Here is a 14,026-nt window from a genome sequence, read left to right on the forward strand (position 1 = left end):
TGATCGCGCACAGACGCCATTCAATCGAACCTCGCTGGCGGCGGCTGTGGAGGCGTTGGCGCGGTTGGTTGTGCGTTCAGGCGGTCGCGGGCTGTCCACCGAACGTTGCACGCGCTTGATGCAAGGACCGTCAGGGAGAGCCACGACCTTCCCTGACGGTTTTTTTTATCCTGCGGCCATCGTGGTAGCGGACGGGGAAGCGGTCTGACCGGGTGCCTGGCGCCGGGAGGCGTCCAGCCGTCCCTTGTACAGCGATATTACCGTGCCGGTGATCGCGAGCGAGAGCGCGGAGATCAGCGCGCCGCCGAGGGAGATGGCGGACAGGCTCGTCGCAATGACCGCGAGATCGAACGCGAAGCCGGTCTTGCCGGGGTCTCGCCCGTATTTGAGCTGCAGATAGCGGGCCAATACCGTCGAGCCGCCGAACGACGCGCCGTTTTTGAACAGGATGCAGATGCCGATGCCGACGAGCGCGCCGCCGGCGACAGCTTCGACCATGAGGGGCATGCCGTATTCGGGCAGCAGCCCTTCGAGCGCGGTCAAGCCGGACAGCAGGCCGATGGCCCCGATCGTCCGGAGCGTGAACGAGCGGCCCATTTTGACCCAGGCAAACAGCAGGAAGGGCAGGTTGATGAGGATAAACAGCACCGGGAACTTCATATGGAACAAGTAAGAGAGACTGAGCGCCAGTCCGGCGCTGCCCCCGGTGACGATCCGGGCTTCCTTCAGCAGCGATACGCCGATGGCCGTGACGATGCAGCCCAGCGCGATGAGCAGCCATTCCCTGCGTCGCTGATGCATGATATGATTCATGACAAACGCCTCCGCTTCTGTTTGCCTACCATGAAGTAATGTTATCTTCCATGATACGCAGCGGAGAAGCGCCGAGAAAGGTTGAAGTGAAGCTCTTTTGTGTCACTTAATATCACATTGAAACAATAAGCGCCGGATGTCCTGCAATTTGAAGGTGAGGGTGAAACGACATGGATCGCATAGACATCAGCCTGCTCAAGCTGCTTCAGGAGGACGGCCGAATGACGGTCAGCGAGCTGTCCAAGCGGTTGTCGCTCAGCCGCCCCAGCGTCTCGGAGCGTCTCGCGCGCCTGCAGGAGCGAGGCGTCATCACAGGTTTTTGCGCCGTCGTGTCGGCGCCGGCCGTCGGAAGAAGCGTACAGGTGATCATTCAGGTCAGCGAGCTCAAGGTGTCCCCGCTCGTGTTCGAGCGGCGGATCGCGGAAGACAGCGACGTCTTGGAGTGCTATCGCGTGACGGGCGCCGTCACGTTCATCCTGAAGGCGGCCGTGACGGACCTGAACGCGTTGAACCGTCTCGTCGAACGGCTGCTGCCTTGCGGCATGCTGAATACGTCGGTGATTCTGTCGTCCCCCGTAGCCGGGCGGGCGGTGTTGCCGCAATCGGAGGCGTCGGACGCCTGAGCGCCGACAGGGCCGGAGCTCGTCAGCCGCTCCGCCGCGGAAGCGCAAAGCGCATAACCAAAAGGCGGAGCTGCCGGCGCTCCGCCTCTTCGCGCTGCCTTGCCCTGCCCTGCGGCGGGCGATCGTTTAAAATGATTGATCTATCGCAGCGTTTATCATTAATCGAATAAAGCAAGCGAGTAAAGCGAAGCGGCCTGCGTAAGGCTATCGCGCAAAAGTACGCGATTGAGAGCCGCATTCGTTCGGCGTATCGTCTATCGCGCAAAAGTGCAGCCATACGAGCCTTGGATGATGCGCTTTTGCAGGATCGCATCAGTTCCCCGCCGAGAAGCCCACTCTGCGTCCGGCGCTCTCGGTCATCCACTCCCGGCTCCGTCCTTTGGACAGATCGGTTTTCATGCCCGCGATCAGCCGTTCCCAATCCGTCGATCCGGTCTGATGCAGCTCGAGCGCGGCCGAGACATAGAGCTCGGCGAGCTGCGCGAAAGTAAATCCCTCCGTCAAACGCGCAATCTCGGGAAGTGCCGTCTCTTCCGTCAGCCTTCCAGCTCCCTTGTAGACCAGGTAGGCTAGCCGCAGCGGCTCGCTCGGCAGCTTGACTTCGTAGGCGCGGTCGAAGCGCCCGGCCCGGTTCATGAGCGCGGGATCGATTTTCTCCGGATAATTCGTCGTCCCGATCAGGAAAATGCCCTCTCGCGAGGTCGCTCCGTCCAGCGTGTTGAGAAAGTACGAGCGGCACGATTCGGGCATCGAATCGATGTCCTCGACGACGAGCACCATCGGCGCGAGCTTCACGGCTGCGTCGAACACCTGCTGGATCGATTCGCTGCCGGTAAACTCGGTGATCTGCCAGTAGGCGACCGGCGCGTTGACGGTGGCGGAGATCGATTTGACGAGCGTCGTCTTGCCGTTGCCCGGCTTGCCGTACAGCAGGATGCCCCGTTTGTAGGGGACGCCGTAGGTTTGATAGAAGCTGCGGTCGTCCGCGAAAAAGGTGTCCACGGAGCGGAAGATTTGCGCCTTCAAAGACTCGTCCATAAACACGCCATCCCGGTCGACCGGGCGCTCCGCAGTCTCGCGGCTGCGCTCGAGGCCGTCGCGGGTGTCCGTGAACACGAGCAGTTGCCGGTCGGCCAGCTGCCGTTCGCGCATCTCGCTCAGGAAGCTGCCGAGCTGCGCATCGCTCTCCGCGAATATAAGGTCCTCGTACCCCAGCCCGTATTGCGTGAGCCGGGGTACGCGGGCAAATGCCACGCGGTGCGCCGGATAGACGAACAGGTTGTTGCGGACGGCCATGCGAATGTCGTGCGCGCCGCCGGCGGACGGCTTGCGCGCAGGACCGGCGTCCGGCTCGGGGTCGGACGCATACTTGAAGCTGCGCGTCTCGACGAGATCGAACAGGCTGGCCGCGTGCTCCACGCCGGGGTAGCCGCCGCGAATGTCGTCCGCAAGCCCGTCCCAGGCGTCGTCGCTGTCTTCTTGATAATAGAGGTGGAATTCGTAGCCGTAGCGTTCGTCAAGCCAATCGGCAATGCGGCGCACGGCCATCGTATAGTCGAAGTAGGCCTGCATGCCGGCAGGCTCCGCTGCATAGTCGTCCCGCCGGATGAGGAAAGGGCGCAGCGCTTTTGGATTCATTAATGTCATAGATGTTATACTCCTTTAACTGTCGCGAGCGGCCGGCACTTGGCGACGACGGCCGCCAGGCCTGCGCCCGCCACGCTTTCTATAATTTGATCGACGTCCTTGTAAGCCTGCGGCGACTCGTCGATGATCGCCTCGAGCGCGCGGTGATTGACGACGACCTCGTCCTCCTGTCCGACGCGCAGCGAGGCCGCGAATTCGTCCACGGTGACGAGCTGCTTGGTCGCGTTGCGCGAGCGGACCCGGCCGGCGCCGTGGCAGATCGAGTGATAATTGCGCGCGCCGGACGGTACGCCGACCATCAGGTAGGAGGACGTCCCCATCGATCCGGGGATGAGCGCCGGGTGCCCGGTCTCCCGGTACGGCTCCGGATTGTCCGGATGGCCCGGCGGGAGGGAGCGGGTCGCGCCTTTGCGGTGCACGAACAACGGCTCGCCGTCGTGGCTTTCCTCCAGCGCGTAGTTGTGCATCAGGTCGTACAGCGTGCGCGTCTCCGCCTGCGGGCCCAGCGTCTCGCGCAGCGCGTCCCTTACGGCGAAGGCGAGCAAATGGCGGTTCGCGACGGCGAAGTTGAGCGCGGCGTACATCAGATTGACGTACGTGGCGCCCGCTTCGCTGTCCAGCGGCGCGAAAGCGAGCTTGGGATCCGCGGTGCCGAGGCCGAGCTTGCGCATCGTCTTGACGACTTCGGAGCCGCAGTGCTGGTTCACGGCGCCGCCCCACGAGCGCGAGCCCGAGTGGATCATGACGATGACCTGCCCGTCGCGCAGCCCCCAGCGCTCGCCGATGTCGCGATTCGCTTCGTCCAGCGTGACCGCCTGCAGCTCGACGAAGTGGTTGCCGCCGCCGAGCGTGCCGAGCTGGCGATGGGCCCGGTGCCACAAATGCTCGGGAATCCGGTTCAGCGCGTCTTCGTCGTAGCGGAAGCGGGCATGCTCTACGTGCGTGAGCGAGGTCGCCCTGCGAGGCGTGTAGGCGTCGGGCACGTATTTTCCGGGCAAGCCGTGGAGGCCTTTGATCAGCACGTCCTCAAGCCGAATGTCGGAGAAGTGCCCGCGGGCGTGATTTTCCGTCGGAATCCGCTTCTCGATCGCCTTCACCAGCTTGCGCCGAAGCTTGACGTCCTTCAGGTCGTCCGCGTCCAGGTTCGTCAGGTGCACCCGCATCCCGCAGCCGATGTCGCTGCCGACGATGGTCGGGGAGACGAAGCCTTCGTCCGCCTGCCAGACGGCCGTCGTGCCGATGCAGGTGCCAACCCCGACGTGGGCGTCCGGCGTGTAGCTCATGTAGCGGATGTTCGGAATTTGCAGATTGTTGTTCGCAATCTCGAGCGGCTTGGCGCCCATGGCGCGGAACAGCGCGTCTCCGGCGAAGACGTGAAGATCGCCCGCGGGCAGATCGATGCGCCGGTAATAAGTTTCGTTCGGTATCATAAATTCGTTGTGACCTCTTATCGATTTGGATTTTTAGAAAACAAAAAAAGACCGCAAGCCGATTCGCTCGCGGTCCCTGGATACGTCAAGACAACCCCGTGGATTCAACGCTCTTCCCCAGCGGGAACGCGCATTATCCGGGTCTGCCTCTTGGATCGGCCCGTAGAGGCCGGCGGACATCGAGCGGCATATTCAGTTGGGTCCAAGTGTCGTAGCGGCTGGTGAGTTGAATCGCGGTCATGTCGGCCGGCCTCCTTTCTGATGAGATAATGGCTATATTAAGGGGGATAGCCAAACCTTGTCAACCACTTTGATGAAAAAAGTTGATCGGGTCGATTAATATAGATAATCATTCGACTTTTCGATAAATGAAATTTTTCATCCATAAAAAATACAATAAATATACATAATTAATGTGGCGATGTATATTGAATTTAACAACAAAAGGAGTGAGAGATCGAATGGCGAGCGTAACCGGATTGGAGGGCGTCGTGGCGGCGGAGACCGAGATCGGGCACGTCGACGGCGAGCGCGGGCATCTTGTATACAGGGGGGTATTGGGCAAAAGACCTGGCGGTGAGCCGAGGGTTCGAGGAGACGGCGTATTTGTTGTGGTACGGACAGCTGCCCGGCGAGCGCGAGCTGTCGGCGTTGAAGGAGCGCTTGGCCGCTGCGCGCGTCCTGCCGGGCGAGCTGAGGCGCCTCCTTGGCGCGCTGCCGGCCGGGCTGCCGATGATGGCCGTGCTCCAGTCGGCGGCCGCCGCGCTGGCGGACGGAGAAGAGCCTGCTTGGCCGCCGCGGGCGGACCAGGCGGAGCGGATGACGGCGCTGATGCCCGGCATCATCGCCTATCGGCATCGCGCCTTGCAGGGGCTCGCGCCCGTCGAGCCGGACGCGGAGCTGGATCACGCGGCCAATTACCAGTACATGCTGACGGGCCGCCGGCCCGAGCCCGATCATGCCCGGGCGCTGACCGCGTATCTGGTACTCGGCATGGAACACGGCATGAACGCGTCCACCTTCGCGGGGCGGGTCGCGCTGTCGACGCAGGCAGGCCTGTACCCGGCCGTCAGCGCGGCGATCGGCGCGATGGGCGGCCCGCTGCACGGGGGCGCGCCGAGCGAGGTGATCGCCATGCTCGAGGCGATCGGCACGCCGGAGCGCGCCGAGCCCTGGCTGCGCGACGTGCTGGAGCGGGGCGGACGGCTGATGGGCTTCGGCCATCGCATCTACAAGACCGTCGACCCGCGCGCCGAGGCGCTGCGCGCGGTGACGCGCGGCCTGACCGGCGACGACCCGGCGTTCGCGCTCGCCCTGCACGTGGAGGAGACGGCGACGCGGCTGCTCGCCGAATACAAGCCCGGGCGGCGGCTGCACACGAACGTCGAATTTTTCGCCGCCGCCATCATGAAGGCGATCGCGCTGCCGACGGCACTGTTCACGCCCACGTTCACGGCCGCGCGCGTCGTCGGCTGGACGGCGCACATGCTCGAGCAAGCCGGCCACAACCGCATCTTCCGGCCGCAATCCGCATACGTGGGCGTCCTGCCGAGCGAGACAGCCGATAGAATCGGCTGACGGAATCGCCGAGACCGTGCGGGAGCGTAATATAGACGGAGAGCCCGGCTAACTGACCTATCGGGCTCTCGCGCGGGCCCCCGCGAGGCTGCGAGATCGCCGCAAACCGACTAATGGGGCTGTGTGCGCCGAACAAGGGTATTTAACAGCGTGAAGTGTGGACGTAGATCGATACTTAGGAGCCCGACGCACGATCGCAGCAAAAAGAGTGGTCGTAGATCGATGCTTGGGAGCTGGACACACATTTCGTGCATATCACAGTCTACGCAAAGTAAAAGACCGCCAAGCGTTGGCGGTCTTCCTATACTAGATCGTCGTGCTGCCGTCGTAGGAGGCGATGACGCGGTACAGTTCGGGCCGGCGGTCGCGGAAGATGCCCCACTCGATGCGCTGGATCTCGAGTTGGTCGAGGTCGAACTCGGCGGTCAGCACCGTCTCTTCCGAACGGCCTGCTTCCTCGATCATGTTGCCCTGCGGGCCGGCGATAAACGACGAGCCGTAGAAGTCGATGGACGAATCCTCGTCCTCCTCGCGCCCGATGCGGTTGGAGGCGATGACCGGCATCAGGTTGGAGGCGGCGTGGCCTCTCATGCACATTTGCCAGTGGTCTTTGGAATCGATCGAGCCGTCCTGCGGCTCCGAGCCGATCGCCGTCGGATAGAACAGCAGCTCGGCGCCCATGAGCGCCATGCAGCGCGCCGCTTCCGGGTACCACTGGTCCCAGCAGACGCCGACGCCGATCTTGGCGTAGCGCGTGTTCCAAACCTTAAACCCGGTGTCGCCTGGATTGAAGTAGAATTTTTCCTCGTAGCCGGGACCGTCCGGGATATGGCTTTTCCGATAGTGGCCGAGGATCTCGCCGTCCGCGTCGATGACCGCGAGCGAGTTGTAGCGGGCGTAGTTCTTCTTCTCGTAAAAACTGATCGGCAGCACGACCTGCAGCTCCTTGGCCACCGCCTTGAAGTGGTTAACGGCCTTGTTGCGCTCCAGCTCGGTCGCGTAGACGTAGTAATCCGACTTCTCCTTCTGACAGAAGTATGGCGTCTCGAAAAGCTCCTGCAGCAGGATGATCTGCGCGCCTTGGGCCGCGGCTTCGCGCACGAGCTTGTCCGCCTTGGCGATGTTCTCGTCGATATCGCTGGAGCAGCTCATCTGGGTAGCAGCCACTTTGACTTTCCTCATTCGGGTAACCTCCTTCATGAATTCGATTTACAAAAAGTGACTCAAGGGTGCGTTATGCGGCGGAATCGCATAACTCCCGAGAAAACGTGACTCCAGGGCGCCGTTGTGCGGCGGAATCGCATAACTCCCGAGAAAACGTGACTCCAGGGCGCCGTTGTGCGGCGGAATCGCATAACTCCCGAGAAAACGTGACTCCAGGGCGCCGTTGTGCGGCGGAATCGCATAACTCCCGAGAAAACGTGACTCCAGGGCGCCGTTGTGCGGCGGAATCGCATAACTCCCGAGAAAACGTGACTCCAGGGCGCCGTTGTGCGGCGGAATCGCATAACTCCCGAGAAAACGTGACTCCAGGGCGCCGTTGTGCGGCGGAATCGCATAACTCCCGAGAAAACGTGACTCCAGGGCGCCGTTGTGCGGCGGAATCGCATAACTCCCGAGAAAACGTGACTCAAGGGCGCCGTTGTGCGGCGGAATCGCATAACTTCCGAGAAAACGTGACTCAAAAGCGCCGTTGTGCGGCGGAATCGCATAACTCCCCGCAAAACGTGACTCCAGGGCGCCGTTGTGCGGCGGAATCGCATATCTTGCATCCTACGCCGTACTGGCCGCTCTGCTCAGCCCCGCGCAGGCATCTGCTGCGTCGTGCAGTGAACGTTGCCGCCTTCTTTGATGATCGCCATGCCGTCCACGGTGCGGATGCGGCGGTCCGGGAACGTCTCGGCCAGGATGCGCGCGGCTTCGCGGTCCGTCTCTTCGGCGGTGCCGCCGAAGATCGGCAGGATGATGCCGCCGTTGACGAAGTAGAAGTTCAGGTAGCTCAGCGTGAGCCGGCTGTCCTCGAAGGAGGCGAGCGGCGGCTGCGGGAGCTCGACGATCTCGAACTTTCGGCCTTTGGCGTCGGTCGCCTCGCGCAGAATGCGCAGGTTTTCCTGCGTGATCGCGTAGTTCTCGTCGTCCGGATCGTCGCACACTTGTATGATGACCTTGCCCGGCGCCGCGAAGCAGGCGATGTTGTCCACGTGTCCGTCCGTCTCGTCGCCTGCGAGGCCGCGGTTCAGCCAGATAATCTTGTCGATGCCGACGTATTGCGCGAGCAGCTCGGCGATTCGCTCCCGGCTCAGCTCCGGGTTGCGGTTGACGTTCAGCAGGCACTCCTCGGTCGTGAGCAGCGTGCCTTCGCCGTCGACGTGGATCGAGCCGCCCTCCATGACGACAGGCGCGTCGAACCGGCGCACGCCCATGCGCTCGAGAATCTGCGGCGCGACCGCGTCGTCCAGATCCCAAGGCGCGTACTTGCCGCCCAGGCGTTAAAGCGCCAGTTCACGCCGGCCAGCACGCCGTTCGGGTCGACGAGGAAGGTCGGGCCGTTGTCCCGCAGCCAGGCGTCGTTGTGCGCGATCGGCACGAGCTCGATGTTGGGCGCGTCCAGATGGCGCTTCGCAAGCGCCAGGTCGGCTTCATTGACAAGCACGCTGACGGGCTCGAATTCGGCGATCGCCAGGACGACCTGCGCATAGCCGCCGCAGACGGATTCGTGGTCGTCCGGGTAGACCATGGAGTCACGGACGGGCCAGGACATGAAGGTGCGTTCGTGCCGCGCCCATTCGGCGGGCATTTTATATTGGAGGTCTCGTGGATACAAGAGATTCAGCTCGCTTTGCTAAAAATTGAACGGAACGGATGCCGCTTAAGTTCTCCATCATCATATACGAATCGGGCCTCGATCTCAATGCGCCGCGTAGAAGCGCGAGGCGCACGGATTTGTTTACGCGCGCGCCGGTTGAGGTAAGTCATTGGAGGATACGATCAACGCCGGACAAATACGCAGCTGCATATAATGGAGGCCGCCGAATGGAGCGCAATCATACGATCATGCAATTTTTCGAGTGGCATCTCGAGGCGGACGGCAAGCACTGGCGCCGTCTTGCGAAGCTCGCGCCGAAGCTCAAGGACCGCGGCATCGACGCCGTCTGGATCCCGCCGCCCACCAAAGCGGTGTCACCCGAGGACACGGGCTATGCGGTATACGACCTGTACGACCTGGGCGAGTTCGACCAGAAGGGCGGCGTACGCACGAAGTACGGCACGAAGGAGGAGCTGCTTGAAGCGATCGAAGCATGCCGGCAGGCCGGCGTAGGCGTTTACGCGGATCTGGTCATGAACCACAAGGCGGGCGCGGACGGAACGGAGACGTTTCAGGTCGTCGAGGTGGAGGCGGACAACCGGCTTAAAGACATCTCCGGGCCGTTCGACATCGAGGGCTGGACGAAGTTCGATTTTTCGGGACGCGGGGATGCGTATTCGTCGTTCAAGTGGAGCTTCGAGCACTTCAACGGCACCGACTGCGACGCGCGGGAAGACCGTCAGGGCATCTACCGGATCGTCGGCGAAGGCAAGGGGTGGAACGAAAACGTCGACGACGCCTTCGGCAACTACGACTATCTCATGTACGCCAACATCGACTATCGCCATCCGGACGTGCGACGGGAGATGATCGATTGGGGGAAATGGCTCGCGGACACGCTGGGCTGCGCGGGTTATCGGCTCGATGCGATCAAGCATATCGACCATACTTTTGTGCGCGACTTTACCGAGGCGATGTACGCCGAACGGGGCGACGCGTTCTTCATCGTAGGCGAGTTTTGGAACAGCGACCCGGGAGCCTGCCAGCAATTCCTCGAGAAGGTCGGCGGCCGCATCAGTCTTTTCGACGTGCGGCTGCACTACAATTTGCACGAGGCATCGGAAAAAGGCGCCGACTACGACCTGACCAAGCTGTTCGACGATACGCTCGTGCAGACGAACCCGACCAACGCGGTCACCTTCGTCGACAATCACGATTCGCAGCCCGGCGAAGCGCTGGAGTCGTGGATCTCGGACTGGTTCAAGCAGAGCGCGTACGCGCTCATCCTGCTGCGGGAAGGCGGATATCCGTGCGTCTTCTACGGCGACTATTTTCACATCGGGGGGAGACGAAGAGGAGATCGAAGGCAAGAAAATGGCCATCGACCCGCTGCTGTACAGCCGTCATCACAAAGCGTACGGCGAGCAGGAGGATTACTTCGACGATCCGCGGCTGATCGGTTGGGTGCGGCGCGGCGTTGACGAGATCGAGCGCTCCGGCTGCGCGGTCGTCGTCTGCACGGGCGAGGGCGGCGAGAAAGAATGTACGTCGGCGAGCATCGCGCGGGCGAAGCATGGGTCGACTTCACGCAGACGCTGGGCGAAAAGGTCGTCATCGGGGGAGGACGGCTATGGCAGCTTCCCGGCGAACGGCGGCAGCGTGTCGGTATGGGCGCTGCCCGATCCGGTATAAGCCGAACGTTTGACGCTCGTATGCGAAGAACCCCGCGCGGACGCGCGGGGTTCTTCGCTCAGCTCGCTCGGCGCGTCCGAACTCGTCCGGCCGCGATCGATCGCAAAAATCCTCCTGATCGGGAAGGCATTAGTAGGAGCCATGGCCCGTAAACGTACCTTGGTCGAAGTCCATGACGTTGGTCGCCTCGATGCGGCCGTCTCCGCCGACGGTGTAGTATTCGACCGTATGCGTGTCCGCCGCGTAGATCTCGAACGGCGCCGTATAGTCGATCCAGGCGCCGCCGTTCACGCGGTAGCGCGTCTGGGCGGGGGTGTCGCCGACGCCGTCGGCATGGAGCGTAACCGTGAAGCCTTTTACGTAAGCATTGCCTTTTGGCGTGACGGCTTGTATCGGATCGAAGCGATACTTGGTCAGCACCTCGCCGACGGGATCGGGATCGGTTCCGCCGCCCGGCTTCTCGGGCATGTACTTGAACAGCACGGATCGCGCGCTCAGCTTGATCGATTCGTTCGGACGCTGGCTGCCCGAGGCGGAACTGTAGCCCGTTATCCTGATGTCCGTTAAATGCACGACCATATAGGTCCGACTCTGGCCCGCGCCGCGGGTCTGAAAATAAAGGTAGCCTTCCTTGATGGCCTTGCCGTCCGTCAGCGCGCGCAGCAGCGGCAGCGAGGAGGAATCGAACGATTTGGCGATCTCCACCGGGGACGTCTCCGGCTTGCCGGGAGTGCCGCCGCCGCCCGAAGGAGCTTCCGCGGCTACGCCGTAGTGAAAGCTGTTGACGACGATCGCGTCTTTCATTTGCTTGTCCTTGCCGTCGAACTCGCCGGGAATGCCCTCCAGCGTCAACAGGATCGAGGGAAGTTCGGTTTCCGCCGCGTCGGCGGACGGAGGCGCCGGCGAGAGGAACAGCATCCCGGAGACCAACGCCGCGACGAGGACCCGGTTCAATAATCTAGCGAGCAAATCGATCTACTCCTTTATGGGCTATCGGCGGATGCAAGCGAACGGCTCCGGCATCGGGCCGGAATCAACTGTCCAGCAGCAAGCTGCGCTGGTAGAAATCGTCCTTCGGCGAAAACGCCCACAGGCCGCCGTCGTCCATCGTTTCCTTGACGGGCAGCGTCTCGAGCGCCGGCGCCCGCCAGGGCAGCTTGGACTTCTGGTCGATTGTCACGCTCATGCGGCACAACTCCTTTTCGGCAAAAATAAGGTCATTTAACGACGTTTTTTCCCAGGTCGTATTCGAAGGTTTGCGGCGGCAGCGGCTGCCCCTTGGCATCGACGGCCTGGTAGGTGAACGTCACTTTGCCTGCTTGAAGCGCCAGCGATTCCGAGATCCGGCTTCCATCGCTGCCTGCGCTGTAGGCGTCGGAAGTGACGTGGACGTTTTCGAGCTTGATCGTCAGGTAAGGCTTTTTGCCTTGCCCGTTGTAGAAGGCGATCGATCCGCTTTTGATGGCTTTGCCCGTCGTCAGGCTCTGCAGCAGCGGAATGGACGCCGAATCCTGCAGCTTTGTCAGGACGAACTCCGAATAGATCGGCTTCCCGCCGCTGCCTCCGCCTGGCGAGGGAGCCGCGTTCGAGGCGCTGAATTGAAAGGACGTGATGTCGATCGCCCCTTTCGCGCCGTCGACTTGGCTGTCGCCGCTGATCTGGTCCAGCGTCAGCAGAATGTAGGATCCGCCCGCGGCGGAAGCGGACAGGGGAGATGCAAAGGCAAGAAGCGCGAGGGTGAGCAGAAGCAAGGCTGTTTTTGGCATAATGCGTGCGGACAAAACGATCAGCTCCTCAGTTATGATACAATTCGTATCGATGATAGCATAGATCGCCAGAGCTGCCTAGAGCCTTGGCAAAAGTGCGTCATTCTAAGACAAGTAGACGGGTTTATGCGATCTAACGCGAAAATTGGGCGCGGCGGTTCGTCGCTTTATGCGAGAACCAGGGTGTCTCGTATAGAAGATGCGGCACTTTTACGTGATAGGCAGAACGATGGCGGATGCCGATCTCGATCGCGCCGATTGACATCCCCGTCCGGCTGTCGTATTCTCCATATAGTTAAATATTTAATCAAATGGAGAAGATCGCATGGAGGACCTGCAAGGATACGTTTCGGAGCAGCCGCCCAAAGTGCGCGCTTTTTTCGCGCTGGTCGAGACGACGGCGAGCCTGATCGGCGTATCCGAGAAGTACTGGCAGTCGCGGGGGCTGAACGGCGCGCGCGTCCGAATCCTCGTGGAGCTCGCGAAGGCGGGCGGATCGCTGCTGCCCTCCGCGCTGGCCGAGCGAATCGGCGTGACCAAGGCGAATATCAGCGTGCTGCTCGTGCCGCTCGCCAAAGAAGGCAGCGTGCGGATCGCCGGAGATCCGGCGGATGGCCGGCGGCGTCGAGTGACGTTGACGCCGGCGGGCGAGCGGCTGCTGCTGGACGCGCTGCCGGGCAACCGGGACGTGCTGGAGACGCTTATGGGCCGGCTGGAGGAAGCGGAGCTTCGCCAACTGCTCGGACTGCTAGGCAAACTGACGGGCGGATGACGTGAGCGGCGCAACAGACGCTCGCGTCCCGCGCCTTTTTCGCTCATTTGGTTAAATATTTAACTAAAAACGAAAAGGATGTGACAGTCATGAAAATCGTAATGACCGGCGCTACGGGGCATCTCGGATCGCTGGTATTGGAGGAGCTGCTCAGGCGCATGCCGGCTTCGCGCATCGCGATCGTGACACGGCGGCCGGAGGAAGCGGAGAAGCTGCGTGGCCGGGGCATCGAGGTCCGGTACGGCGATTACGACGAGCCGGCATCGCTGCAGGCCGCGTTCAAGGATGCGGATCGGCTGCTTTTCGTCTCGTCGCCGCTGCGGGACGAGGAGGCGCGGCTGCGGCAGCATCGGGCCGCGGTCGAAGGCGCGGAGGCGGCGAAGGTGGGGCGGATCGTCTACACGAGCATCGCGTACGCCGAACGGGGACGACTGCCGCTGCATGCGACGCATCTCGCGACCGAGCGGCTCATCCGCGAGTCGGGACTCGACTACACGATACTGCGCAATGCCTACTATATGGACATCGTCGAGATGCTGGGGTGGCGAGCGGCGTTGACCGGCGGCGTACTGCTGAGTCCGCCGGGCGACTGGACATTAAATACCGCCGCCAGGGAAGACCTCGCCGCGGCCGCAGCGACGGTGCTGACGGAGAGCGGGCATGAAGGCCGGGTTTATGAACTCACGGCCTCGCGGCCGTGGCGGCTGGACGATCTGGCCCGCGCGCTCTCCGAAAGGTCGGGCAGGCCCGTCGTCCATCGCGTCGATCCGGCGATGAAGGGCATGGTCTACGGGCTTCTGCCCCTCTCCGAGACGGCGGCGGTGTCCCCGGATCTGCGGCGGCTCGTCGGCGCGCCGTTGCGCGGGCTGAAGGATTGGCTGGCGGATCAAAATCTGTAA

General features: G+C 62.3%; 10 protein-coding genes and 3 pseudogenes. 5 read left to right on the forward strand and 8 right to left on the reverse strand.

Annotated elements, in window-relative coordinates; all coding sequences use genetic code 11:
• Positions 1–165: 165 nt before the first annotated feature.
• Positions 166–813: a YitT family protein gene (locus OMP40_RS07905; RefSeq protein WP_277530538.1), complete on the reverse strand. Its 648-nt coding sequence runs from the start codon at positions 811–813 to the stop codon at positions 166–168.
• A gap of 170 nt (positions 814–983) precedes the next feature.
• Here OMP40_RS07905 and OMP40_RS07910 point away from each other — a divergent pair, with 170 nt between their 5' ends.
• Positions 984–1,436, forward strand: a complete 453-nt coding sequence (locus OMP40_RS07910) for an Lrp/AsnC family transcriptional regulator (RefSeq protein WP_277530541.1) — start codon at positions 984–986, stop codon at positions 1,434–1,436.
• A gap of 312 nt (positions 1,437–1,748) precedes the next feature.
• Here OMP40_RS07910 and OMP40_RS07915 read toward each other — a convergent pair whose 3' ends face one another.
• Together OMP40_RS07915 and OMP40_RS07920 are read right to left on the reverse strand one after the other, a co-directional pair.
• Complete coding sequence (locus tag OMP40_RS07915; protein ID WP_277530542.1) at positions 1,749–3,083, reverse strand: AAA family ATPase; 1,335 nt, start codon at positions 3,081–3,083, stop codon at positions 1,749–1,751.
• 5 nt (positions 3,084–3,088) lie between these two features.
• The gene (locus tag OMP40_RS07920; protein WP_277530544.1) at positions 3,089–4,513 is read right to left on the reverse strand and encodes an RtcB family protein; all 1,425 of its coding nucleotides are present in this window, start codon (positions 4,511–4,513) and stop codon (positions 3,089–3,091) included.
• Positions 4,514–4,974: 461 nt separating this feature from the next.
• Between OMP40_RS07920 and OMP40_RS07925 the strand changes: the two are divergent.
• A pseudogene (locus tag OMP40_RS07925) lies at positions 4,975–6,091 on the forward strand (citrate synthase).
• 306 nt (positions 6,092–6,397) lie between these two features.
• Here the strand turns inward: OMP40_RS07925 and aguB are convergent.
• On the reverse strand, positions 6,398–7,273 hold the full coding sequence (gene aguB / locus OMP40_RS07930; protein ID WP_277530545.1) for an N-carbamoylputrescine amidase: 876 nt from the start codon (positions 7,271–7,273) through the stop codon (positions 6,398–6,400).
• Between the two features lie 614 nt (positions 7,274–7,887).
• Positions 7,888–8,888, reverse strand: a pseudogene (locus tag OMP40_RS07935) (agmatine deiminase family protein).
• Between the two features lie 236 nt (positions 8,889–9,124).
• Here OMP40_RS07935 and OMP40_RS07940 point away from each other — a divergent pair.
• Positions 9,125–10,589 (forward strand): annotated as a pseudogene (locus tag OMP40_RS07940) (alpha-amylase).
• Between the two features lie 129 nt (positions 10,590–10,718).
• On the opposite strand, the gene OMP40_RS07945 reads toward OMP40_RS07940, so the two are convergent.
• The 3 genes from OMP40_RS07945 to OMP40_RS07955 all read right to left on the reverse strand — a co-directional run bounded on the left by OMP40_RS07945 (position 10,719) and on the right by OMP40_RS07955 (position 12,370).
• The gene (locus tag OMP40_RS07945) at positions 10,719–11,558 is read right to left on the reverse strand and encodes an Hcp family type VI secretion system effector (RefSeq protein ID WP_277530546.1); all 840 of its coding nucleotides are present in this window, start codon (positions 11,556–11,558) and stop codon (positions 10,719–10,721) included.
• Positions 11,559–11,622: 64 nt separating this feature from the next.
• Positions 11,623–11,775, reverse strand: coding sequence for a hypothetical protein (locus tag OMP40_RS07950; protein ID WP_277530547.1), 153 nt, complete (start codon positions 11,773–11,775; stop codon positions 11,623–11,625).
• Positions 11,776–11,806: 31 nt separating this feature from the next.
• A complete protein-coding gene (locus OMP40_RS07955; protein ID WP_277530550.1) occupies positions 11,807–12,370 on the reverse strand; it encodes an Hcp family type VI secretion system effector in 564 nt (187 codons plus the stop codon).
• Positions 12,371–12,680: 310 nt separating this feature from the next.
• Between OMP40_RS07955 and OMP40_RS07960 the strand changes: the two genes are divergently transcribed.
• Entirely contained in the window at positions 12,681–13,127 is a 447-nt protein-coding gene (locus tag OMP40_RS07960; RefSeq protein WP_277530552.1) for a MarR family winged helix-turn-helix transcriptional regulator, read from the forward strand.
• An 89-nt stretch (positions 13,128–13,216) separates the two neighbouring features.
• Complete coding sequence (locus OMP40_RS07965) at positions 13,217–14,026, forward strand: NAD(P)H-binding protein (RefSeq protein ID WP_277530553.1); 810 nt, start codon at positions 13,217–13,219, stop codon at positions 14,024–14,026.

Source organism: Cohnella rhizosphaerae (assembly GCF_029525575.1).
Taxonomy (GTDB): Bacteria; Bacillota; Bacilli; order Paenibacillales; family Paenibacillaceae; genus Cohnella; species Cohnella rhizosphaerae.

Bases quoted from the DNA above. Each gene is read 5' to 3' on its own strand.
- OMP40_RS07905 (WP_277530538.1), bottom strand. From the start codon at position 813: ATGAATCATATCATGCATCAGCGACGCAGGGAATGGCTGCTCATCGCG.
- OMP40_RS07910 (WP_277530541.1), top strand. From the start codon at position 984: ATGGATCGCATAGACATCAGCCTGCTCAAGCTGCTTCAGGAGGACGGC.
- OMP40_RS07915 (WP_277530542.1), bottom strand. From the start codon at position 3,083: ATGACATTAATGAATCCAAAAGCGCTGCGCCCTTTCCTCATCCGGCGG.
- OMP40_RS07920 (WP_277530544.1), bottom strand. From the start codon at position 4,513: ATGATACCGAACGAAACTTATTACCGGCGCATCGATCTGCCCGCGGGC.
- aguB (WP_277530545.1), bottom strand. From the start codon at position 7,273: ATGAGGAAAGTCAAAGTGGCTGCTACCCAGATGAGCTGCTCCAGCGAT.
- OMP40_RS07950 (WP_277530547.1), bottom strand. From the start codon at position 11,775: ATGAGCGTGACAATCGACCAGAAGTCCAAGCTGCCCTGGCGGGCGCCG.
- OMP40_RS07960 (WP_277530552.1), top strand. From the start codon at position 12,681: ATGGAGGACCTGCAAGGATACGTTTCGGAGCAGCCGCCCAAAGTGCGC.
- OMP40_RS07965 (WP_277530553.1), top strand. From the start codon at position 13,217: ATGAAAATCGTAATGACCGGCGCTACGGGGCATCTCGGATCGCTGGTA.